A 20911-nucleotide genomic window follows, 5' to 3' on the forward strand; every position below is an offset into this window, starting at 1 on the left:
CTTTCTCATGTCTTTGCCTCATTCATATGACAACATGATATAATCATTGTAAAAATTAAGAAATAATGGGAGGGACATATGAAGACGGTGATTGTGTATGCAAACCCGGATGAGAACAGTTTCAATGCGGCTCTCGTAAAATACGTCGTCATGGCTTTAAAGGACAGCGGCAAAAGCTATACGGTCATTGACTTATACGCCGACCAATTTGATCCCGTGCTGAAGTACGGCGGCGAAAAAAAGCGCTCTGACATGAACCGGGACGCTGAAACGAAGAAATACCGGAAACTGATGAAAGAAGCGGATCATCTCATTTTCATCTACCCGCTGTGGTGGGGAGGCGTTCCGGCGATTATGAAAGGCTTTTTTGACAGAGTGCTTGTCGCCGGAGAAGCCTACACATATGAAAACGGCCGCGTAAAAGGACTGCTCCGGGCAGAGACGGCACAGGTCTTTTATACGGCGGATTCCCCGGGCTGGTACTTAAAGTGGTTCCGGAAAAACTCGGACTGGATTACGCTGAAAAAAGGCATTCTGCAATTTTGCGGCATTCAAAAAGCCGAGCGGAACCTTTTTTCTGTCGTCAAAACGAGCACACCCGAGCTGCGGGAAAAATGGCTGCGCCAAGCATACGCTAAAGTCCGGCGCGCTTGTGAAAAAGGAGCGGCCGCATGCAGATAAAAGAAATTTTCGTGATTCGCTGCCTGTCCTGTTTAAGTGTGGTTCTGCTTCACGTAGTTTCAATGGTGCTGATGATTCAGGAAGAGTCCTTAGCCAGTGCCGCCCATACGGTTGATGCTTTTCGGACCCTGTTGATGTTCAGCACGCCGGCGTTTATCTTTATTTCGGAATTTCTGCTTGCCAGGTCATACCCGGGAGGCGTTCCCGCGGGTTTTTTAAAGAAAAGGGGCAAAGTCATTTTCGTGCCGTTTCTGTTTATTGCCGCGGTGGATGCCATTTTAATGAAAAGCGTGGCGGAAGAAGGAGCCGGCTTCGTTTCAGTGATCGGTAAATTTTTAGAAAATGTGTTTTTAGGAAACTTCATCGGCTACTTCATTCTTGTGATCTTTCAATTTTACATTCTCCATATGCTGCTGCACCGCTGGCTGAACAACAAATCTCCCATGTGGGTGCTGTCTGTGTCGTTTATCATCAACGCCGTCTATCTGGCTTACTTTTCCATCTTTCATCCGCCGGCATCATCGGGGCTTGATTCTATTTTTCCGTTCTTTTGGGTTCCGTTTCCGGGCTGGGTGTTTTATTTCTGTCTGGCATTTTATTGCGGAAAGGAATATCCGCGTTTTTTATCGCTAATCAATCAGTACCGTTATGCGGTTTACTTGAGTGCGGCCGTATCGGCAATATTGATTGTGGCCGTTTCATATATCAGCGGCGGCTCCATTTCCTCTAAGCGTCCGGATATTATGATTTACGCGGTCAGTATGATCTTTCTGTGTTTTCATCTGTTTTCAAAGCTCAAAAAAGTACCCGCGATTGTGATGATGATCAGCAACTATTCGTTTTCAATCTATCTGCTGCACTCCTACTTTTTAATCAGCGGATATCTTCTGGAAGGCTATTTGCGGTCAATGCCTTTGCCGGCTGCCATCCTTCTTTTATTTTTGATCTGCACGCTCGGTCCCATTTTCTTATCTTGGGTGTGCAACCATTTCAGATACGGATACCTGTTTGTCGGGAAAGTATATCAGCCGAAGCAGACCAAAAGAAATACGGCGGCGCATCAAGGCCGCACAGTCTGAAAAAAGGCGGTGTTTCGGCCGCCTTTTTGATACGGAAGTTGTACATAACCAGCAAACGAAACCCCCCGCGGCAAGCCGAAAGCGAATGCCAGGCAAGCAGTATCGGGCAGCCTATCCCTAATTTTAATAGCGCTTTCACTGTAAGGCTGAAGACCCCGCCTCCGGCCGTTTTGACGGATGCATTTATGACAACATAACGCCATCGATTTTCTCCCTTGTGAAGACCGATATATTGTATACTTATAGGAAATACTTTCAAAAAAAGTGAAAAAGAGAAAAACTGTGAGCTTGGATGAACGACTAAAAAGGAGCGGGGACATTATGAATGACTGTGTCAAAACATTCGGAGAACTTCCGGCCGAACTTTATTCCTTTGCGGGAGGAAAAGGAAGCATTCTCTCTAAAATGTATCAAAGCGGGTATCCTGTGCCTGAAGGGTTTGTGATTTTGCCGTCAGCCTTTCAGGACGGGCAGCTCCGCCATCAGGCGAGAGAGGCTGTTGATCAATATGTGAATTCCATCCGTAGCCGCCATGCATCTGCGTTGTTTGCCGTACGCTCATCCGCGCTGAGCGAGGATTCCGCTCAGGCTTCCTTTGCCGGAGAATTCGATACGGTGTTGAATGTCAAAACAGATCAAGACATGTCCAGGGCGATTGATGAAGTCCGCCGATCGGCACAGTCAGAAAGGGTGAAAGCGTACAGCGCCGTTCAGGGAATGGAAGATGAGCATGAAATCGCAATCGTCATCCAGCTGATGATACCGTCTGAGATATCCGGAGTGCTGTTTACCGCAGATCCGATTACGGGGAGCAGGCGGGAGATGACAGGCAATTACGTCTACGGTCTCGGGGAGCAGCTCGTTTCCGGGGAAGCCGATGCTTATTCTTTTAAACTGGCACGGCCCAAGAAAAAATATGACGGCCCCGGGGAATTTCGCAAATATGCGTCAAAGCTCTATAAACTGGCGAAAAAGCTGGAAAAAGATCTTGGAAGGCCGCAGGATATTGAATGGGCCGCCGCGGGCGGGACATTGTATATTCTACAATCCCGCCCGATTACGACCTTACAAGCCGGAAATCTGGAAACCTATGAATGGAATGATTCTTTCAGCGGTGATTTTTTATGGACAAACACAAATATAGGAGAAGCGATTCCCGATGTGATGACGCCGCTGACATGGTCGCTCCTCCGGAATCTGGATGAAGAGTCGGGCATTATTCCGGGTTATTATGTCTGGTCCGGCAATATTTGCGGAAGAGCCTATAACAATATGAGCCAGCCTCTTTCCGTTCTCGCCGCTTTCGGTCTGAATCCGAAAGGCGGAAAAATAGGAAAAATGATGAGCGATACATTGGGAGAAATCCCGGCGGAAATGAAGATTCCTTTATATCCGTTCTCAAAGTATGAACTTTTGAAGATCATCTCGAAAAAACTGAAACCGTATCTGTCGAAAATGAAGCACGCGAAAAAAAACATGTCCTCCTACTTGGACGAATCGCCGGAGTGGTGCCGGAATATTGAGGAAAAGCTGAAACGGGCCGAAACGGAGCGGGCATTATTATCGATATGGAACAATGAGATCTATCCGTATTTATGCAACGCGTGGTTTGCGTTAATATCCGGCGGGCGTGATTCTGCGCAATCCTCTTCGTCGTTAACCTCTCAATTAACAAAACTCGCAGGGATAGAAGATGCGAATCTCCTGCTGTCCAATCTGAGGGGAAAAGGCGGACTGGCCAGCCTGGAGCCGATTATCGGCATTGATCAAGTCATGAAAGGCCGTATGAGCGAGGAAGAATATCTCAGGAACCAAGGCCACCGTGGCCCGCATGAATACGAACTTTCCATACCGCATCCGGGAGAAAACCGGGATTGGCTGACGAAGCAGATCAAAGAACACAAGGAGTCGGGTATTGATGCCGAACAACTGCTTTTGAAACAGCAGCGGGCGCATGAACAGGCCTTCCGAAGATTTGAAGAAAAGTTTCCTCATAAGGTCAAATGGCTCAAAGCCAAAATGGAAAAAGCGTCAGAATACGCGAATATTAGAGAAACAACCAGATCCGAATTTGTCAGGGTGTACCGGACAGCCAGAGCATTCGCGCTCAGAGCGGCGGAAATGACCGGCATGAAGGACGATATTTTCTTCTTGTATCTGCATGAAATATCCGATCTGCTCGCGGGGAAAGAGCCGGCGGTTGCGTCGATTCAAGCGAGAAAGCAAAACTATGAAACCTATAAAAAACTGCCGCCGTTCCCATCCGTTATTAACGGAAGATTCAATCCGTTTAAATGGGCTGAGGATCCTGACAGAAGAGCGGATTATTACGATGCTTTTATGCCTGCGGAAACTGATGATGCGCATACTTTAAAAGGTTTCGCGGGAGCGGCCGGGAGAGTGGAGGGCATTGTCCGTGTCCTTGATGCTCCGGAAGACGGGGATTCTTTTGCGGCGGGGGAAATTTTAGTGACTTCGACAACCAATGTAGGCTGGACCCCGCTTTTTCCAAGAGCGGCTGCTATCATAACGGACGTCGGCGCCCCTTTGTCCCACGCGGCGATCGTTGCCCGGGAACTGGGGATTCCTGCCGTTGTCGGGTGCGGAAATGCAACGTCAAAACTGAAAACGGGGGACAGGGTGGCCGTTGACGGCGGGCAAGGCATCGTCCAGCTGGAACCGCGGCAGACTCCGGTCACTTCTGAAGAGGAAAATGGTAAACTGATAGAATAAAAACATGGGAAAGGAGCCGCGCATGAATAAAGCAGTTATTAACGGGGAGCAAATCAGAAGTATGAGCGACCTGCACCAGACATTGAAAAAGGAACTTGCTCTTCCTGAATACTACGGTGAAAACCTTGACGCTTTATGGGATTGTCTGACCGGCTGGGTGGAATACCCCCTCGTTTTAGAATGGAGACAGTTTGAACAAAGTAAGCAGCTTACAGAAAATGGCGCCGAGAGTGTGCTTCAGGTCTTTCGTGAAGCGAAAGCGGAAGGCTGCGACATTACCATCATACTTTCGTAATACGATCAACGGGAGAGAGACAAAAATGGAAAAACAAATCCTCAGCTATCCGATTGGAGAGTATCAGCCGGCTGAATCGATTTCGGCCGGACAGAAACAAGAATGGATCAATACGCTCGAACACGCTCCGGCCAAACTGAAACAAGCTGTCAGAGCGATGTCGGACAGTCAGCTTGATACGCCGTACCGCGAAGGGGGATGGACTGTCCGCCAAGTGGTTCACCATCTGGCGGACAGCCACATGAACGGCTATACCCGGTTTAAATTGAGCTTAACGGAGAATGAACCGGAAATCCGTCCTTATGATGAAAAAGGCTGGGCCGATCTTCATGATTCCAAAACCGCCGCTTGCGGGGATGCGCTTGAGCTGTTAGCGATCCTGCACAGAAGATGGGCCGCTCTTTTGCGCTCCATGACGGAAGACCAATTCAAACGGACATACTTCCATCCTGTATCTAAAGAGACGGTTACGCTGGAACAAGCGCTCGGGCTATATGTTTGGCACTCTGAACATCACATCGCCCATATTACTGAGCTTTCCCGGCGGATGGGCTGGCATCTGTCTTAGAGGATGCCGGCTTCCGGAAATACGCCAAAACCGCCGCAGACACAATCGTGCATAATGAAATGACGGCGGCTGCCGTATAAAGATGGTGGTAGCCGCTGGCAATGCCCGCTTCAATTGCATCAGAAACCGCTTTTTTGACGGCGGGAATGGGGATTCGGCTTACCTGCTCCTGCAACGAAGAAAGTCCGCCGCCGATGTCGGGCATTTGCGCCTGATCAGCGGGAATGCCGCTTTTCGCTAAACGGTTTTTGATGTCATCTCCGATCCGGTCAAAGCCCGCTGTAATGAAGCCGGCATATAAAGCCGGAGCGAGCGTCAGCCCGACCTGCCTTACGAGTGACAGCGTGCCGAGCGCTGTTCCTTTGTTTTGGCCCGCCGTTTCTGATACAAGCACATTCAGCGGAGCCCCAAGCAGAAATCCGAAACCGATCCCCGCAATGACACTCGCTGTGACAAATTCCCATTTATCCGTCACCCATAACGGAAACAGGCTGAAGCCTGCAAATGCGATGGCGCCTGATACAACCGCGGAAAAGACCGGACCTTTTTTATCCGTGATCGCCCCGCCGAGCCACGCTCCGATGCCTGACGCCAACGCGAGCGGCGTCATCCAATAACCCGCTTTCTCCGCCGATACGTGCAAATATTGCTCCGCATAAGAAGGAATAAAAATGACCGCAGCGAGCAGCCCTCCCGATAAAAATCCGATGACGAGCGTCCATTGAAACACTTTATTTTGCAGCAGCGAGTAGGCGAGAATCGGATCGCCCCCTCGGTTTTCAACCCGCTTTTCGACCTTAAGCAGCACCAGAAAGAGAAGTGCAGCTCCCAAAAGATACCCGTATACCTTTACGTCCATTATGCTTTCTGACAGCTTCGCCCCATCGAGATTCGTGATACCGATCATACAAGATAAGATCGCAAGAGACAGCAGCATTGTGCCGGCGAGGTCAAGCCGTTTCGCCTCAGGCTCTTTCGTTTCAGCGATAAACAAACCGCCGCACACAACCAAAGCGGCGGCAATCGGCAGGTTAATCAAGAACAGCCAATGCCACGACCCGGTTACATCAAGCAAAAAGCTCCCGATATTCGGTCCGAGGACGGCCGCCATACCGTTCATCGCCCCTAAAAGCCCGAGAGCTTTCCCTTGTTTCTCCTTCGGAAGCACGGCCAGCACATGCGAACTCCCGATAATAAAAATTCCGCCGCCGCCAAGCGCCTGAATGAGCCGTGCCGCCAAAAACATGGGGAAGCTCTGACTGAGTGCGACAAGCAAAGAGCCGAGTCCGAACAGCCCGACTTCAATCATAAACAGCTTTTTCCGCCCGTATCGGTCCGACAGCTTGCCGACAATCGGCACACTGACACTGAGTCCCAATGTGTAAAGGGTCACTCCCCACGATCCCCATGAAGGAGAAACATCAAAAGAGCTGTTAATCGTCGTCAGAGCAGCGGAAATAATTCCGTTGTCCAGCGCCGCCATGAACACACCGATCGTAAAGAGAGTGATGGCCCGGCTCTGGTTTTTTTCTGTTTGCAATGGCTCCGGCATACTGATCAATCCTCCCGTTTTTAATTCACTTCGAATATATTATTCACTTCAAGTGAATTAAATGTCAAACAAAAAAAGGCCGCCGATACCGGCAGGCCTTTTTCATCTCTATCCCTGTTTGGAAGAATCAAGCGCTCTTGCCAAAATGGCAAGCCCTTGATTGACCGTTTGTTTTTCTTCAGCAGTCAGCGTTTCCAATGAACGCTTCAATTTTACATGTCCTTTTTGATAAAGGCTGCGGAAAATATCTTTCGCGTTTTCCGTTAATTGAACGACGACTGAACGGCGGTCTTCTTCTGACGGAGCGCGTGTAATGAAACATGATTTTTCTAAACGGTCAAGCAGCCCCGTCGTATTTGAAAGGGAAGCGCCCATTTTCTCCGCTATGTCACTCACCTTAAGCGTCCCGTGGTTGTTCAGAAGCATCAGCACTTTCATTTGCGGCATGCTCATATCAAGCTTCATCCACTCCGACACATCACCGAGCCCCGCCGATGTCATCACTTTCATGTACAGCACCCAAATATCCCGTTCCTCAGGAGAAAAAATATCGCCGCTTAATACTGTTGTATCATGCAGATTATAATCCATCGTCTCACTTCCTCATTTATACTCCTGCATACCATATTACTGATTTTAATCAGAGAAAGAAAGTTGCAGACGAGTTTTGTTTGAATGTGAGGTGGTAGTGTATAATATGTTGGAGATTATTGGGGGAATTATAATAAATAAGCTATTTTATGATGATTGGAGAGAACATTGCTGACTAAAAAGAATGCCTTATCGATATTAAAAGTATTATTTCCTATTGCAGTTTTGCTTTTAGTCATTTATCAGTCCAAAAAGGAATTGACAGACCTTTCTTTTAAACGAACGCTGTACATTATTAACGGGATTGAGCGTTACGATTTATTTATTCTCGTTCTGCTCGGCCTTCTTGCCGTCAGCGCAATGTCCTTTTATGACTTTGTGCTGAAACGGACGCTTCGCCTCAACATTCCGAATTGGAAAGTATTCAGGGTCTCCTTTATCGCCAATTCCTTTAACAATGTCCTTGGATTCGGCGGTCTGGCGGGTGTCGGGCTGCGGACGATGCTATACAAAGAACATACGAATGACGTAAAACGCCTCGTCGCAGGCATCGCCTGGCTTACGTCCTCAGCGCTGCTCGGGCTGTCCGTCTTCAGTATCCTGACCATCGCCCGGGTTCTGCCGGTTGGAGAGATTACAGGTGAGAAACCGTGGCTGTGGGCTGTTATCGCCGGAGTGGCGCTTATTGTGCCGGCAGCCTTAATCGCCGCTGGGATCAACAATAAAAAAGCTGGCGCAGAAGACGGTGAAGCAAAACCGAGGCATCCGGTTTTTTCTTACATCGGGGCATCGTTTGCTGAATGGTTTGCGGCGGCTGTCGTCATGTATTATTCCTTGTATGTCATGGGAATTCACGCGGATGTCCGCCATGTATTCGGTGTATTTGCCATTGCCGCTATCGGGGGAATCATCAGTCTTGTGCCGGGAGGATTCGGTTCGTTTGACCTTCTGTTTCTGCTCGGCATGCAGAATATGGGCTTTCCGCAGGAGGCGGTTGTGACATCCATCGTCATCTACCGGATTGTGTATTCATTTATTCCGTTTGTGTTCGGGCTGTTCTTTGCGGCTGGCGATTTAACGGAAAATACGCTTAAACGGCTGGAATCAAATCCGAAGATGGCGCCTGCCGTGGAAACGACGAACGTGCTTCTCGTATTCCAGCGCGCTATCTTAATCAGGGTGCTTTACGGTTCGCTGTCGCTTTTGGTTTTCATGGCGGGAGTCGTCGTGCTGGCGTCCGTCGCCCTGCCGATTGACAGGGAGACGGTCATCCCGCATATTCCGCGCCCGGCGCTCCTTGCGTTTAACGCGTTATCGTTAAGCGCGGCTTTGATTCTTTTAATCTTGCCGATTGAATTATACAAACGGACGAAACGTTCTTATTCAATGGCGGTTGCCGCGCTGGTCGGCGGTTTTGTGTTCAGTTTCTTAAAAGGATTGAACATCAGCGCGATCTTTATTCTGCCTGTCGTCATCGTATTGCTTGTGCTGTTAAAGCGGCAGTTTATCAGAGAGCAGGCTTCGTATACGCTCGGCCAGATGATTTTTGCGGCCGCTCTGTTTATTATCGCCTTGTTTAACTACAATCTCATTGCCGGCTTTATTTGGGATAAAATGAATCGGCTGCTGCGCCACGATTATTTCGTCCATAACAATTCGCACATTACATATGCCACGATGACGGCTATTATTGTTGTGCCGCTGTTTTTCCTTTTGTTTACGTTCTTTTATCATAAAAGATCGAAGCCGATCGGAGAAGAGGCCGATCCTGAACGGCTGAAGTCCTTTTTGGCGGAAGAAGGCGGAAATGCGCTCAGCCATCTCGGCTTTCTCGGGGATAAGCGGTTTTATTTCTCAAGCGACGGCAAAGCGCTTTTATTGTTCAGCCAGATTTCCAGAAGGCTTGTCGTGCTCGGTGATCCGTCAGGACAGAGAGACTCTTTTCCGCTTGTGATTGAGGAATTTCTGAATGAAGCGCATAAGCAGGGGCTGAGTGTCATGTTTTATCAGATCGAACGTGAAGATCTGGCGCTGTACCATGACTTCGGCTATAACTTCTTCAAGCTTGGAGAAGAAGCGTTCGTGGATATGGAGGCCTTTACGCTCTCAGGTAAGAAAAAAGCGGGGCTGCGGGCGATTAACAACAAATTTGACCGCGAAGGCTACACATTTCATGTCGGGGAACCGCCGTTTTCCTCCGAGTTTATCGCCAAGCTGAAAGACATTTCGGACGAATGGCTCGGACCGAAAAAAGAGAAAGGTTTTTCTCTCGGTTTCTTCGACCGGGATTATTTGGAACAGGCGCCGATTGCTTACGTGAAAGACGCGGAAGGGGAGATCATCGCTTTTGCCAACCTGATGCCGATGTATCAGGAAGGCGAGATATCCGTCGACTTGATGCGTTATCGGAAAAGCGCGCCGAACGGTATTATGGACGCGCTTTTCATCCGTCTGTTTCTCTGGGCGCAGGAAAAAGGCTATACTACCTTCAATATGGGCATGGCGCCTTTGTCAAACGTAGGAACGGCTTTTACTTCTTTCTGGTCGGAAAGAATCGCGGCCGTCATCTTCAACAACGTCCGGTATATGTACAGCTTCAGCGGGCTGCGGGCCTTTAAAGAAAAATACAAACCGGAGTGGCGCGGGAAATACTTGGCGTACCGCAAAAACAGATCGCTGTCCGTCACGATGATCCTCGTCACCCGCCTGATCGGAAAAACCAAAAAAAGACGCCGTTAAAAGGCGTCTTTTTTTTTGAATAATTGACTAAAAATTCTAATTTCACTCTGTTATACTGAATAACATGATCATAAGGTGAAAGGATGGCTGATGAATGAAACAGGCAACCGTGTTTAAATATGAAGCGTTTTCCGATATTCCGGATTTGGGAAATCCAGCGGGAATCGTCTTTAACGGAGATGATTATTCAGATGAAGAGATGCAGATGATCGCCGAAATGGCAGGGTACAATGAAACCTCTTTTCTCTGTAAAAGCGGAGAAGCCGATCTGCGCATCCGCTATTTTACACCCGGCCACGAAATGAATTTATGCGGACATGCTACCGTCGCCTCTCTTTACGCATTAATTGAAAAGGGAAGGCTTCAGGCTGATCAGACATATCAAATTGAAACAAAAGCCGGCATTCTTCCCGCAAAAGCCGCTGAACGAAACGGCCGGGTATACATCACACTCGAACAGGCTCCCCCGCAATTTCTGCCGTTTACGGGCGACAAAGAAAAGCTTGCCGCCTCGCTCGGGATTACGGCTGAGGATTTTCACAGCGGGCTGCCGATTGTTTACGGATCAACGGGGATCTGGACACTGATTGTTCCGCTGAGATCACTTAAAGCATCACGGAATATGGTGCCGGACAACGCACAATTCCCCGCTATTTTGCGCGATCTTCCGAAAGCGAGCGTTCATCCGTTTTCTCGGGAAACCGTTCATCCGGAAAGTGATCTGCACGGACGCCATTTTTCTTCCCCTTTCTCCGGAACGACCGAAGATCCCGTCACGGGAACCGCTTCAGGCGTCATGGCAGCCTATATGCGGCAATACGGAGGCTCCGAAGCCGAATGCCTCACGATTGAACAGGGCCAGGAAATCGGGAAAGACGGAAAAGTGGAAATCAGGATCGCGGAGGAAAACGGAGAGATGAACATCAAGATGACGGGAACGGCCGTGTATGCCGAAACAATCAATTTTCAGCTTCCGTAACGGTTTACAAAAGCCGGTCGTATCCGTTATATTATAAATGATAATCATTTTCATTTGGATAGGAAGGTGAATCGGCATGCCGAAAACCGAACAATTACAGCAAAACGAAAGTCTTGCACATACAATCAGAAACAGAAGATCCATCCGGTCGTTTAAACCGGAAACCGTACCTTCTGAGGTCATATTAGATATGCTTGAAACGGCCGTTTACGCACCGAACCACAGACTGACGGAGCCATGGCGTTTTATCTACGCAGCAAGCGAAGCGGGAAAAGCAAAGCTTGCGGACAGCTACGTCTCATTTTTCAAAAAGATAAAAGATGATTTCAACGAGGAAAAAGAGCGGAACATGAGAAAAAATCTCAGCGCCGTTCCGGGATTTTTGCTGGTCGTCTTAAAAGAAGATGAAAATGAATTTACGAGAAACGATGATTTCGCGGCGCTGAGCGGCATGATTCAAAACCTTCAGCTTCTCGCACATGAAAACGGCATCGGCATGGTCTGGAAAAGCGGCCGCATTATGTATGACAAACAGGTGCACCAAGACTTCGGCCTTGCTGACAATGAGCGCTTTGCAGCTATCATTCAAACGGGCTATCCGGATGAACAGCCTAAGGCGAAAGAACGGACGCCGGCAAAAAGCCTGTTTACCGAACTGTAAAAAAAAATCCCCGTCTCTATACAGAGGCGGGGATTTCGTATTAGCGGGTTTTGCTTTTAGCTCTGTTGTCAGCGGCTTTCATCCGCGCCTGCGCTTCACGGTCAGCGGAATCAGCAAGCTCGCTTGAATATTCCTCATATGTGCCGTCTGTTTCGCGTTTCAAAGCATCCGGAACTTGAGGAAGTTTTTGTTTGTTTTTATCACGGTTTTTGTGAGTATGATTTCTGCCCATATCAATCGCCCCCTGAAAAAAGTGATATCAAACAAACATAGTATCTGCCCGGTTCCGGACTTTATTCAGTTTATTTCCGTTTGGCTGCTCTTTCCGCTTTTTTGAATTCACCGGAATAAAGGACTTCCTGCATTTTTTTCAGATTGGCTCCCTGCTGATGTTTTTCGCGCTTCTTTTCCATAAAAGAAGACCCTCCTTCAAAACAGAATACCAATAGGATTGGCTTTTATTTCCGTTTTTATGCAGATAAGAGATCCTTTAAAGCGGAATCAAGTTCTTCATACGTAAATTGAAAACCGGATGTCAGCGCCTGCTTAGGCAGGGCGCGCTGGCCTTTTACGATCAACAGGCTCATTTCTCCCAAGGCCTTCTCCAGAAAAAGTTCCGGTACGGGAATCCAATGGGGGCGGTGCAGGACGCCTGCGATCGTCTTTCCGAATTGCTTCATTTCCACGGGGTTCGGCGATGTTACATTCATGGGACCGGACAAGTCATCATGCTCCGCCGCAAAAGCGATGAGTTCCGCGGCGTCATCCACATGAACCCATGACAGCCACTGCCGTCCAGAGCCGATGGTGCCGCCGGCTAACAGCTTATAAGGGAGAACCATGAGCGGCAGGGCGCCTTTTTCACCGAGCATCACCCCGAATCTGGCATATACCGTCCGGATGCCGAGCGCTTCAATTTTCTGGCCTTCACGTTCCCACATATGAGCCGTATGACTGAGAAAATCTTCATTTGACGTATCTGACTGTTCGGTGAACGTTTTTTCTGTGCTTGTGCCGTAAATGCCGACGGCGCTGGCCTGAATCAAAGCCCGGGGTTTTTTCGGCTGCTGCTTCATAATCCGTCTGACTTCTCTCGTCGCTTCTAGTCTGCTTGAGATGATTTGTTCCTTCGTTGTGTCCGTCCAGCGGTCAAAGATGGATTTGCCGGCGAGGTTCACCCATACATCAATAGGGGGAAGCTCGCGCTCAGGCGCCGCGTTTTCGGCCAGCCATTGAACATATGTCACATTTTTTTGTTCGGTTTCTCTCTGTTTTCTTGATAAAATATAGACATGATGTCCCCGGCGGGTAAACACACCTGTCAGATGCCGGCCCAGAAAACCAGTGCCGCCTGTCATCGCGATATTCATATCCATCTCTCCTTACACGTTGATATATATACTGTACCTCATTTGCCAAAAAGAAAAACGCCTGAGCATCGGGGCGGGAAAGGAGACCGGGATGCCGTTTATTACAAAAATATCGACCCAAAAGAAAAATACCGAGCGCTTCAACATCTTTCTTGATGAGAAATATGCATTCAGCGTCGACGCCGACGTGCTTGTGCGTTTTGACCTGAAAAAAGGGAAAGAACTGGACGAGCTTGACATTCTTGAAATCCAGTACGGCGATGACGTGAAAAAAGCCTTTAACCGCGCCGTAGAATTTTTATCATACCGGATGCGCTCTGAAAAAGAAGTCCGGGATCATCTGAAGAAAAAAGAAACACCGGACATGGTCATTTCTGAAGTCATCCATAAACTGTACGATTACCGCTACTTAAATGACAAAGAATTTGCGGAAGCCTATGCGAGCACCCACAAAAAAACAAACGGCAAAGGCCCTGACGTCCTGTTCCGCGAGCTGAAAGCGAAAGGAATAGACGACGATACCATCAAGGAGACGCTCAGTGCGTTTACATTTGATGAGCAAATACAAGAAGCGCTGAAACATATCGGCAAAATCCTGAAAAAGGACAAAAAGCTGTCCACAAAAGAGATCAGACAGCGGGCGCAGATGCAGCTTCAGCGAAAAGGTTTCCCTTTCGACGTCATCAATGCCGCTCTGGAGCAGACGGAGTATGAGAATGACGATGAAGCCGAGATGGAAGCTCTGAAGGCTCATGCGGAAAAAGCGATCAGGAAATACCGTTATGACGGCAGCTATGAAAGCGGAATGAAGGTTAAACAGTACTTATTCAGAAAAGGATTCTCGATTGACGATATTGATCAATTCTTGCAGGAAGAGGAGTAAACTGAAATGGACAAACGATACAGTCAAATGACGCCTCATGAACTACAGACAGAAATTGCGGGACTGACGGAAAAAGCGCGAAAAGCGGAACAGATGGGCATTGTAAATGAACTGGCCGTGCTTGAACGGAAAATTACGATGGCCAAAGCTTACATGCTGAACCCGGAAGACTTTCGGCCCGGCGGGGTGTATCAGATAGAAGGTTCTGATGACACTTTCCGCATTGATTACATCAACGGCGTATTCGCCTGGGGACACAGATCTTCCCCGTCTGACGGGGAAGAAGCACTGCCGATTTCCGTTTTAAAAGAAAAAAAATAACAAAAGAGGCCGGTTCCGGCCTCTTTTTCTTTTCGGGCACATTCGTTTCAACCTTTCAGTAAAAAATGATTGAATTCATTTTTGATATCTTTTAAGATGGAATTCGTTGTTTTTTAATAAAAAGGAGGCGATTTGCGTTGAATATCAAAATGAAACAGCCATCAGTGAAATTAATGATTTTTGTTTTAATGATTTGCACATTTTCCATCGGGTATACGGAATATGCTGTCATGGGTATTCTGACGTCGATTGCCGATGACTTTCATATACATGTATCTTCAGCGGGCATGCTTGTTACGGCGTACGCGGCGAGCGTCTGCCTGACGGGCCCGATCGTAACCATTATCGCGGTTAAGCTGCCAAGAAAGCCGGTGCTGCTAGGGTTAATGGGCATCTTCGTCCTTGCCAACCTGATGAGCGTCTTTGCGCCGAACTTCGCCGTGCTGGCGATTTCCAGAATTTTATCCGCATCCATCCACGGAGCTTTTTTTGCGATCGCCATGGTGTTTGCGAGTGAAATGGTTCCGCCTGAAAAACGTTCCGCCGCCGCGGCTTCCATGAACGGCGGATTAACCGTGGCGCTGATGCTCGGTGTCCCGTTCGGCTCTTATTTAGGGGATGCCCTTAACTGGCGGGCCGTCTTTTTCATTATTTCCGTTTTAGGCATGATCGGGCTGATCGGACTGATGCTGGTCGTACCGAACCGGAAACCGAAAGTGATTCCGATGCTGATGAATGAATGGAGTGTCTTTAAGCATAAACAAGTGATTTTTTCCTTTGCGATCACCATTCTCGGCTACTCAGGCGTATTTATCGCTTACACGTTTATTGAGCCGATTTTAAGAGATTCAGCGGGGTTCGGCACAGTCGGCATCACAGGTGCGTTATTTGCCTACGGTCTCGGCGGAGTGGCGGGGAATTTCTTCGCGGGGAAAGTGCCGCTCAAACTGCTGACACGCACGATGATCGGTGTGATGATCGGCTTGATCGGCGTCTTGGCGATTTTCCCTTATATCGCTGTTTTTCCCGCCGCCGCCATTTCAGCGACATTTTTATTCGGCGCATGTGCGTTCGGCACGCCGCCGCTTTTGCAGACCAAGGTTATTTCTTCCTCTGAAAACGGCACGACAATCGCCGCTGCGGTGAGCGTTTCCGCCTTTAACCTGGCAAACGCGCTCGGCGCCTGGATCGGCGGATTGATTCTCGGGGGAACGGGATCTTACTCATGGCTGTTTGCCGGCGGTGCGCTGATGACGGCTCTCGGCCTTGTGCTTTCCACGTTCGCTCATCTGTCTGAGAAGAAAGATGTTTATGAATACCAAGTGCATAAAGGATAACAAAAAGCTTGCAGGGGATATTCCGCCTGCAAGCTTTTTTCATTGTTTCAATGTAATGCTGATCACCGTATGTTTATCACTCTCGGCTAAGGAAATATTCCGGGTTTCCGGTACTCCGTCTTTTTCAAAAACGACGGCATAGGTTCCTTTCGCGCCGCTTTTCCATGCAATCTCGCCGTGGTGATCAGTCTTGCCTATTATCTCTCCGCGGTCTATATTCGGCTGATGATCTGACTCCGCCGCTTTCATCACGGTGACCGTCACACCGGCCGCCGGTGAACCGTCTGCATCCTCAACATGGAGCGTAACGGGCAATGCTTTTTTGGCGGCGGAATCGTCCGCTTTGCCGCATCCGCATAAAACGGCCGCCGCGAGAAAGAAAACAAAAGCTTTATTGATTTGACCAATATTGAATGTTGTCGAATACACTGTTTGTCACCCTTGTTCCCAGATTGTAAGACGACCCGCCGTTTGTATGAATGGCAATGGCGGTCTGGCCGGTGTCGCTGTAATTGCGGTAAACGGGCGATCCGCTCTGGCAGCCGAACGTATCTGTCGTGTAAGTGAGTTTATATGTCTCGGCAGAACGAATCGGCTTGCTGTCCGACCACATGGAACCGGACACTTTGTCGCACGGATATCCTGTCACGGTTGAGGAAAGCCCGGCCGGACTGGAACTGTTGGTCGTCCGGTAGCCGTACCAGCCGACGGTATTCCCGGGCGACCCGTTTACTTTGATTGCGCCGTAGTCGTAGTTTGTGTCACCATTTTCTGTCCACCCTTTGACACTGTAGAATGTCTTGCCTGAATAAGAGCCGTACGGGTACGATGATCCGTTGCGGCCCGGAGCTGCCGTAATTTTCGATGCCCAGCCGTTTTTCTGGTCATACACGCAATGTCCCGCCGTAACGATCGTGTCGGCATTGACAAAAAAACCGGTGCATCCGTAGGTGCTTGTGCTGCCGCTGTATGTAACGGTCAGCTGTGCTGTCGCTCGATATGGAAATGATGTTGTAGGAGAAATTCTGATTCGTTCGTCTGTCCCAATAATACTGGAAGGCTTTAATGACTTGATGTCAGCTGTGCTGTTTTGTGCAAGCTGTCTTTTGGTGAGGCCCGTTCCTTCATAAGCGGGGGATGTCTGTGTTGTTTGTACAGGCTGATTCTGATGTGCGTCAAACTCCTCACCGCTGTTTGATACAGATGTCTGCGGGCTGCCCGCTGCTTCTGCTGAAACAGCAAATAATGAAACTGACAGTAAGAATGCGGTAAGGCTCAGCAATCGTTTTGAAACTGTCTTCATTTTATAAAACCCCTCCTTTTTTGTCTACCGGCTTTCGTTTTAACATTTAACATATTATGGAATTTATTTAGCGTTATGACCGCAAAAGGATGTTTTTTTCCGCGAAAAAAAGACCGGGTCATTCCCGGTCTCTTACGGTGTGTGTGTTATCGTCTGCCTGAAGCTCTCATGCGTTCTTGCGGGTGCGAATTAATTGAACCGTCCGCCCGTTTAGAAGCGTAGTCATCCTTTGCCCGCGGTTCGCCTTCAAACTTATTATTGTTCTGATTAGGAAATCCTTTTGCCTTGTTCCGGACCATTTGTTTTCCCCCTCGGCCAATATCAAAAGGTTGCGCCTTCTGGACTGAAGACGTAAAGTTAGTATATGCCTGTGACAAGCTGCGTAAAAGCAGCAGGTTTTCCCAAGGAAAGGAGACAGAGACATGAATACATATATCGACAAACTGACGGATTTGCTGCTTGAGAAAAATGACATGCTCAGCTATTTGCAAGCGCGAACTTGGGTTGAGCTTTTATGGGGAGATTTCGAAGCGACTTATGCAAAAGCCGGCCGCCCGTATCAAGGAGAGCAAATGACGGAACGCGTCGTCAAGGAATGGATCGAATCATACGGCAGCAAGCTCCATATGTTCCAGAGCGTTCGGGAAGACGTTTCTCATTATTTGGATCAAAGCAGGGGTCTCCTGCATTAACATAGCAGTTCGCCCGCCGGATACAAGTCCGGCGGTTTTTTCTTTTTATAAAAGAAATAGAAAAATCATGTTTGGCGACCGGCGGAATGTGGAAATGTGTAATAACTTATAAAATAGCGGGGAGGAACCACAATGAACATGAAAAAGGGGTTAACCGCATTTATTCCGGCCGCAGGACTTTGCTTATTTTTAGCCGGAGGCACCGTTTTTTTCGATCCGGCAGCGAATGCCGCAGCAGTTCACCAGACAAAAATAGACACCGCAGCAGATACATATATCGTGAAAGCAGGAGAACTTAACGTCCGCAAAGAACCAAATAAACAAGGGTCGATTATCGGCACGCTTCGTTCAGAGGATTCCGTAAAGGTTAAACGGCTTCAAGGAGCAGATTGGGCTGAGATTGATTACAAAGGTCACAAAGCCTATATCTCCACACATTTTCTGATGAAGCAGCCGGTGAAGGCGGTGACGGCGAAACAAACCGCTTTTTATACGCCGACTTTGGAAACCGGCAAAAAAGGGTCCGTTAAAGCGGGTGAAACCGTCAATGTGCTCGGCTGGGGGTTCAGCCATGACGGAGGATTTGACCGTAAATGGGCGTACGTCACATACGGCGGGAAAGCAGGTTATGTGAAAACGGCCGACTTAACTCAAAAATAAAGATTCAGGCAGGCGAATGAGCCTGCTTTTTTTCTGAAACCTTCCGCCTTTCCTTTCGTAAAAGATGAAAAGGAGAGTGACGGATATGATAATGGTAATCGGCGGCCTTCTGATGGCTGCGGCCGGCATTTTAGTCACATTTTTTCCGCCGAAGTCGATCAACAGCCTGTACGGATATCGGACGAAGCGCTCTATGGCGGATGAGTCGCAGTGGAAAGAAGGCAATCGATTCAGTGCGCTCCTCATGATTTTGTTCGGCCTTATTTCGGCGGCAGCTGGATTTGCGGGCAGCCTGCTTATCCGGCTGACTCAGCCGTTCGCCCTGATCGTTCAGGCCGTAATATTGATTGTGATCAGCGTACTGATCATCGTCTTAACAGAAAGAAGATTGAAACAAACGGGGAGGAGAATCGATGAATGACATTACGTTTCACATGATCGAAACAAACGGAGTGACGCTGCACACGGCTTCAGCCGGTCCGAAAGACGGTCCTTTGGCGGTGCTGCTGCACGGGTTTCCGGAATTCTGGTACGGCTGGAAGAGCCAGATCAAACCGCTGGCGGATGCCGGATACCATGTTGTCGTGCCTGATCAGCGCGGCTATAATCTCAGTGACAAACCGGAGGGCATTGAAAACTATACCATTGATACGCTCAGAGACGACATTATCGGGCTGATCACTCATTTTACAGATGACAAAGCCGTCGTCATCGGACACGATTGGGGAGGAGCCGTGGCCTGGCATTTGGCAACCACGCGGCCGCAATACGTTGAAAAATTGATCACGGTCAATATCCCGCACCCGGCGGTTATGCGGAAGGTCACACCGTTCTACCCGCCGCAGTGGAAGAAAAGCTCTTATATCGCTTTCTTTCAGCTTCCGGAAAAGCCGGAACGGAGGTTGTCTGAAGACAATTACCGCGTATTGGATCACGCGATCGGCTTATCCGAACGACCGGCGCTTTTTTCACGGGAAGATGTCGACAGCTACAAAGAAGCTTGGGGCAGAAAAGGAGCGCTCACGGCGATGCTGAACTGGTACCGGGCGATCAGAGCCGGCGGTTTAGGCCCTGCCGTTCCGCTTAAAATGCCCGTTCCGTACCGATTAATATGGGGCGTCAATGACCGAGCGCTGAGCAAAAAGCTCGCCAAGGAAACAAAACGGATGATTCCAAACGGCGACTTAATCTTCATAGATGATGCCTCACATTGGGTCATTCACGAAAAACCGCGCATCGTCAGCCATTTGATTCATGAATACCTTCAGCAATAAAGTCTGTCCCGCGTACAGACTTTTTCTTTTTTTTCTCATATCTGCCGAAAAACATGACAAAATATAAACCATATGCAGAAAAAATTTTCTTTCCCTGTAACAAAAAAAGGGTTTAAACGTCATTAAAAAAAGGAAAAGCCTTACTGAAGTTTTGCGGACAATTCCTTTAAGGCCGTCCTAAAAAAAGAATAATACAAAGAAGGTGCCTTCATGAAACAAAGGTTAATCTCAATTATTATTCCGTCTTATAATGAAGGGAACAACGTCAAGCTCATCCATGAATCTTTAAAAAAAGAGTTTCAGACGATTCATTATGACTATGAAATTTTCTACATCAATGACGGAAGCGCGGATGACACCCTTCAGCAGATTAAAGAACTGGCCGCCAGAAACCATCGCGTCAAATACATATCTTTTTCCCGCAACTTCGGAAAAGAAGCGGCCATTTTGGCAGGATTTGAACACGTGCAGGGCGAAGCGGTAATCGTGATGGACGCCGATCTGCAGCATCCGACCCATCTGCTGAAAGACTTCATTCAAGGCTATGAAGAAGGGTATGACCAAGTCATCGCGCAGCGCAACCGAAAAGGGGACAGCCCCGTGCGTTCCGTGCTTTCTTCCCTGTATTATAAATTTATCAACAAAGCCGTCGAAGTGGACCTGCGTGACGGGGTCGGAGATTTCCGCCTGCTGAGCCGGCAGGCCGTTGATGCCCTTTTGAAGCTGAGTGAAGGGAACCGTTTCTCGAAAGGGCTGTTCTGCTGGATCGGTTTTGACCAGAAAATCGTATTTTATGAAAATGTCGAAAGGAAGAACGGCACGTCCAAATGGTCATTCAGCAATCTGTTCAACTACGGAATGGACGGTGTCGTCTCCTTCAACAACAAGCCCCTTAGGGTATGCTTTTTCACCGGTATTCTGATATTGCTTCTGTCGATGGTTTATATTGTAACGACCTTTGTTCATATTCTGACACACGGCGTGTCCGTACCCGGATACTTCACCATTATTTCCGCCGTGCTGTTTTTAGGGGGCATCCAGCTTTTGAGTCTCGGCATCATCGGAGAATACATCGGCCGGATTTACTATGAAACAAAAAAACGCCCGCACTATTTAATTAAAGAAGCGAATATAACGTACGGAGAACAAAATGAAACGAATTATACAAAAAAGCGCAAGTGGAACCATTAAAC

Annotated in this window: 24 protein-coding genes; 16 read left to right on the forward strand and 8 right to left on the reverse strand. The window is 48.4% G+C overall.

Annotated elements, in window-relative coordinates; translation table 11 throughout:
- Window positions 1-78: 78 nt before the first annotated feature.
- The 5 genes from ACKTRM_RS04275 (at window position 79) to bstA (ending at window position 5356) form a co-directional block, all read left to right on the forward strand.
- Window positions 79-681, forward strand: a complete 603-nt coding sequence (locus ACKTRM_RS04275) for an NAD(P)H-dependent oxidoreductase (protein WP_012117105.1) — start codon at window positions 79-81, stop codon at window positions 679-681.
- Complete coding sequence (locus ACKTRM_RS04280) at window positions 672-1760, forward strand: acyltransferase family protein (RefSeq protein WP_012117106.1); 1089 nt, start codon at window positions 672-674, stop codon at window positions 1758-1760. The genes ACKTRM_RS04275 and ACKTRM_RS04280 overlap by 10 nt, the downstream gene beginning before the upstream one ends.
- Before the next feature lie 321 nt (window positions 1761-2081).
- The gene (locus ACKTRM_RS04285; protein WP_012117107.1) at window positions 2082-4493 is read left to right on the forward strand and encodes a PEP/pyruvate-binding domain-containing protein; all 2412 of its coding nucleotides are present in this window, start codon (window positions 2082-2084) and stop codon (window positions 4491-4493) included.
- A 22-nt stretch (window positions 4494-4515) separates the two neighbouring features.
- On the forward strand, window positions 4516-4788 hold the full coding sequence (locus ACKTRM_RS04290) for a ribonuclease inhibitor Barstar (RefSeq protein ID WP_007408543.1): 273 nt from the start codon (window positions 4516-4518) through the stop codon (window positions 4786-4788).
- 25 nt (window positions 4789-4813) lie between these two features.
- Window positions 4814-5356, forward strand: coding sequence for a bacillithiol transferase BstA (bstA, locus tag ACKTRM_RS04295; protein ID WP_012117108.1), 543 nt, complete (start codon window positions 4814-4816; stop codon window positions 5354-5356).
- On the opposite strand, the gene ACKTRM_RS04300 is transcribed toward bstA, so the two are convergent.
- Together ACKTRM_RS04300 and ACKTRM_RS04305 are read right to left on the reverse strand one after the other, a co-directional pair.
- Window positions 5316-6908 (reverse strand): MFS transporter, encoded by a 1593-nt coding sequence (locus ACKTRM_RS04300; protein WP_012117109.1) that lies wholly within the window; start codon window positions 6906-6908, stop codon window positions 5316-5318. The two genes, bstA and ACKTRM_RS04300, sit on opposite strands and share 41 nt — an antisense overlap.
- Window positions 6909-7016: 108 nt before the next feature.
- Entirely contained in the window at window positions 7017-7499 is a 483-nt protein-coding gene (locus ACKTRM_RS04305; protein WP_012117110.1) for a MarR family transcriptional regulator, read from the reverse strand.
- A gap of 168 nt (window positions 7500-7667) precedes the next feature.
- Here ACKTRM_RS04305 and mprF point away from each other — a divergent pair, with 168 nt between their 5' ends.
- The 3 genes from mprF to ACKTRM_RS04320 all read left to right on the forward strand — a co-directional run bounded on the left by mprF (window position 7668) and on the right by ACKTRM_RS04320 (window position 11878).
- Entirely contained in the window at window positions 7668-10238 is a 2571-nt protein-coding gene (mprF, locus tag ACKTRM_RS04310) for a bifunctional lysylphosphatidylglycerol flippase/synthetase MprF (RefSeq protein ID WP_012117111.1), read from the forward strand.
- A 94-nt stretch (window positions 10239-10332) separates the two neighbouring features.
- Entirely contained in the window at window positions 10333-11217 is an 885-nt protein-coding gene (locus ACKTRM_RS04315; RefSeq protein ID WP_012117112.1) for a PhzF family phenazine biosynthesis isomerase, read from the forward strand.
- Between the two features lie 76 nt (window positions 11218-11293).
- Window positions 11294-11878: a nitroreductase family protein gene (locus ACKTRM_RS04320; RefSeq protein WP_007408549.1), complete on the forward strand. Its 585-nt coding sequence runs from the start codon at window positions 11294-11296 to the stop codon at window positions 11876-11878.
- 40 nt (window positions 11879-11918) lie between these two features.
- On the opposite strand, the gene ACKTRM_RS04325 is transcribed toward ACKTRM_RS04320, so the two are convergent.
- From ACKTRM_RS04325 to ACKTRM_RS04335, 3 genes are all read right to left on the reverse strand, one after another.
- Complete coding sequence (locus ACKTRM_RS04325; protein ID WP_003155508.1) at window positions 11919-12110, reverse strand: YfhD family protein; 192 nt, start codon at window positions 12108-12110, stop codon at window positions 11919-11921.
- A 70-nt stretch (window positions 12111-12180) separates the two neighbouring features.
- Entirely contained in the window at window positions 12181-12291 is a 111-nt protein-coding gene (locus ACKTRM_RS04330) for a YfhE family protein (protein WP_003155504.1), read from the reverse strand.
- A 57-nt stretch (window positions 12292-12348) separates the two neighbouring features.
- Window positions 12349-13248 (reverse strand): TIGR01777 family oxidoreductase, encoded by a 900-nt coding sequence (locus ACKTRM_RS04335; RefSeq protein ID WP_012117113.1) that lies wholly within the window; start codon window positions 13246-13248, stop codon window positions 12349-12351.
- 91 nt (window positions 13249-13339) lie between these two features.
- Here ACKTRM_RS04335 and recX point away from each other — a divergent pair, with 91 nt between their 5' ends.
- From recX to ACKTRM_RS04350, 3 genes are all read left to right on the forward strand, one after another.
- The gene (gene recX, locus ACKTRM_RS04340; RefSeq protein WP_012117114.1) at window positions 13340-14131 is read left to right on the forward strand and encodes a recombination regulator RecX; all 792 of its coding nucleotides are present in this window, start codon (window positions 13340-13342) and stop codon (window positions 14129-14131) included.
- 6 nt (window positions 14132-14137) lie between these two features.
- Window positions 14138-14452, forward strand: coding sequence for a YfhH family protein (locus ACKTRM_RS04345; RefSeq protein ID WP_007408553.1), 315 nt, complete (start codon window positions 14138-14140; stop codon window positions 14450-14452).
- Window positions 14453-14595: 143 nt separating this feature from the next.
- Complete coding sequence (locus ACKTRM_RS04350; RefSeq protein ID WP_123912797.1) at window positions 14596-15789, forward strand: MFS transporter; 1194 nt, start codon at window positions 14596-14598, stop codon at window positions 15787-15789.
- Window positions 15790-15828: 39 nt separating this feature from the next.
- Here the strand turns inward: ACKTRM_RS04350 and ACKTRM_RS04355 are convergent, their stop codons facing one another.
- From ACKTRM_RS04355 to ACKTRM_RS04365, 3 genes are all read right to left on the reverse strand, one after another.
- A complete protein-coding gene (locus tag ACKTRM_RS04355) occupies window positions 15829-16218 on the reverse strand; it encodes a DUF2606 family protein (RefSeq protein ID WP_012117116.1) in 390 nt (129 codons plus the stop codon).
- Window positions 16181-17092: a trypsin-like serine peptidase gene (locus ACKTRM_RS04360; protein WP_012117117.1), complete on the reverse strand. Its 912-nt coding sequence runs from the start codon at window positions 17090-17092 to the stop codon at window positions 16181-16183. Before ACKTRM_RS04360 ends, ACKTRM_RS04355 begins: the two co-directional genes overlap by 38 nt.
- Window positions 17093-17238: 146 nt before the next feature.
- Window positions 17239-17391, reverse strand: a complete 153-nt coding sequence (locus ACKTRM_RS04365; RefSeq protein WP_003155495.1) for a small, acid-soluble spore protein K — start codon at window positions 17389-17391, stop codon at window positions 17239-17241.
- 123 nt (window positions 17392-17514) lie between these two features.
- On the opposite strand from ACKTRM_RS04365, the gene ACKTRM_RS04370 reads away from it, so the two are divergent.
- The 5 genes from ACKTRM_RS04370 to ACKTRM_RS04390 all read left to right on the forward strand — a co-directional run bounded on the left by ACKTRM_RS04370 (window position 17515) and on the right by ACKTRM_RS04390 (window position 20909).
- Window positions 17515-17784 carry a YfhJ family protein gene (locus tag ACKTRM_RS04370; RefSeq protein WP_012117118.1) on the forward strand — a complete coding sequence of 90 codons (270 nt, stop codon included), beginning with the start codon at window positions 17515-17517 and terminating at the stop codon, window positions 17782-17784.
- A 132-nt stretch (window positions 17785-17916) separates the two neighbouring features.
- The gene (locus tag ACKTRM_RS04375) at window positions 17917-18444 is read left to right on the forward strand and encodes an SH3 domain-containing protein (RefSeq protein WP_012117119.1); all 528 of its coding nucleotides are present in this window, start codon (window positions 17917-17919) and stop codon (window positions 18442-18444) included.
- A gap of 85 nt (window positions 18445-18529) precedes the next feature.
- Complete coding sequence (locus ACKTRM_RS04380; protein WP_012117120.1) at window positions 18530-18865, forward strand: SdpI family protein; 336 nt, start codon at window positions 18530-18532, stop codon at window positions 18863-18865.
- Entirely contained in the window at window positions 18858-19718 is an 861-nt protein-coding gene (locus tag ACKTRM_RS04385; protein ID WP_012117121.1) for an alpha/beta fold hydrolase, read from the forward strand. Before ACKTRM_RS04380 ends, ACKTRM_RS04385 begins: the two co-directional genes overlap by 8 nt.
- Window positions 19719-19928: 210 nt before the next feature.
- Window positions 19929-20909, forward strand: coding sequence for a glycosyltransferase family 2 protein (locus ACKTRM_RS04390; protein ID WP_003155484.1), 981 nt, complete (start codon window positions 19929-19931; stop codon window positions 20907-20909).
- The last annotated feature ends 2 nt before the right edge of the window (window positions 20910-20911 follow it).

This window comes from Bacillus sp. D7-8, from assembly GCF_052055895.1.
Lineage (GTDB): Bacteria > Bacillota > Bacilli > Bacillales > Bacillaceae > Bacillus > Bacillus velezensis.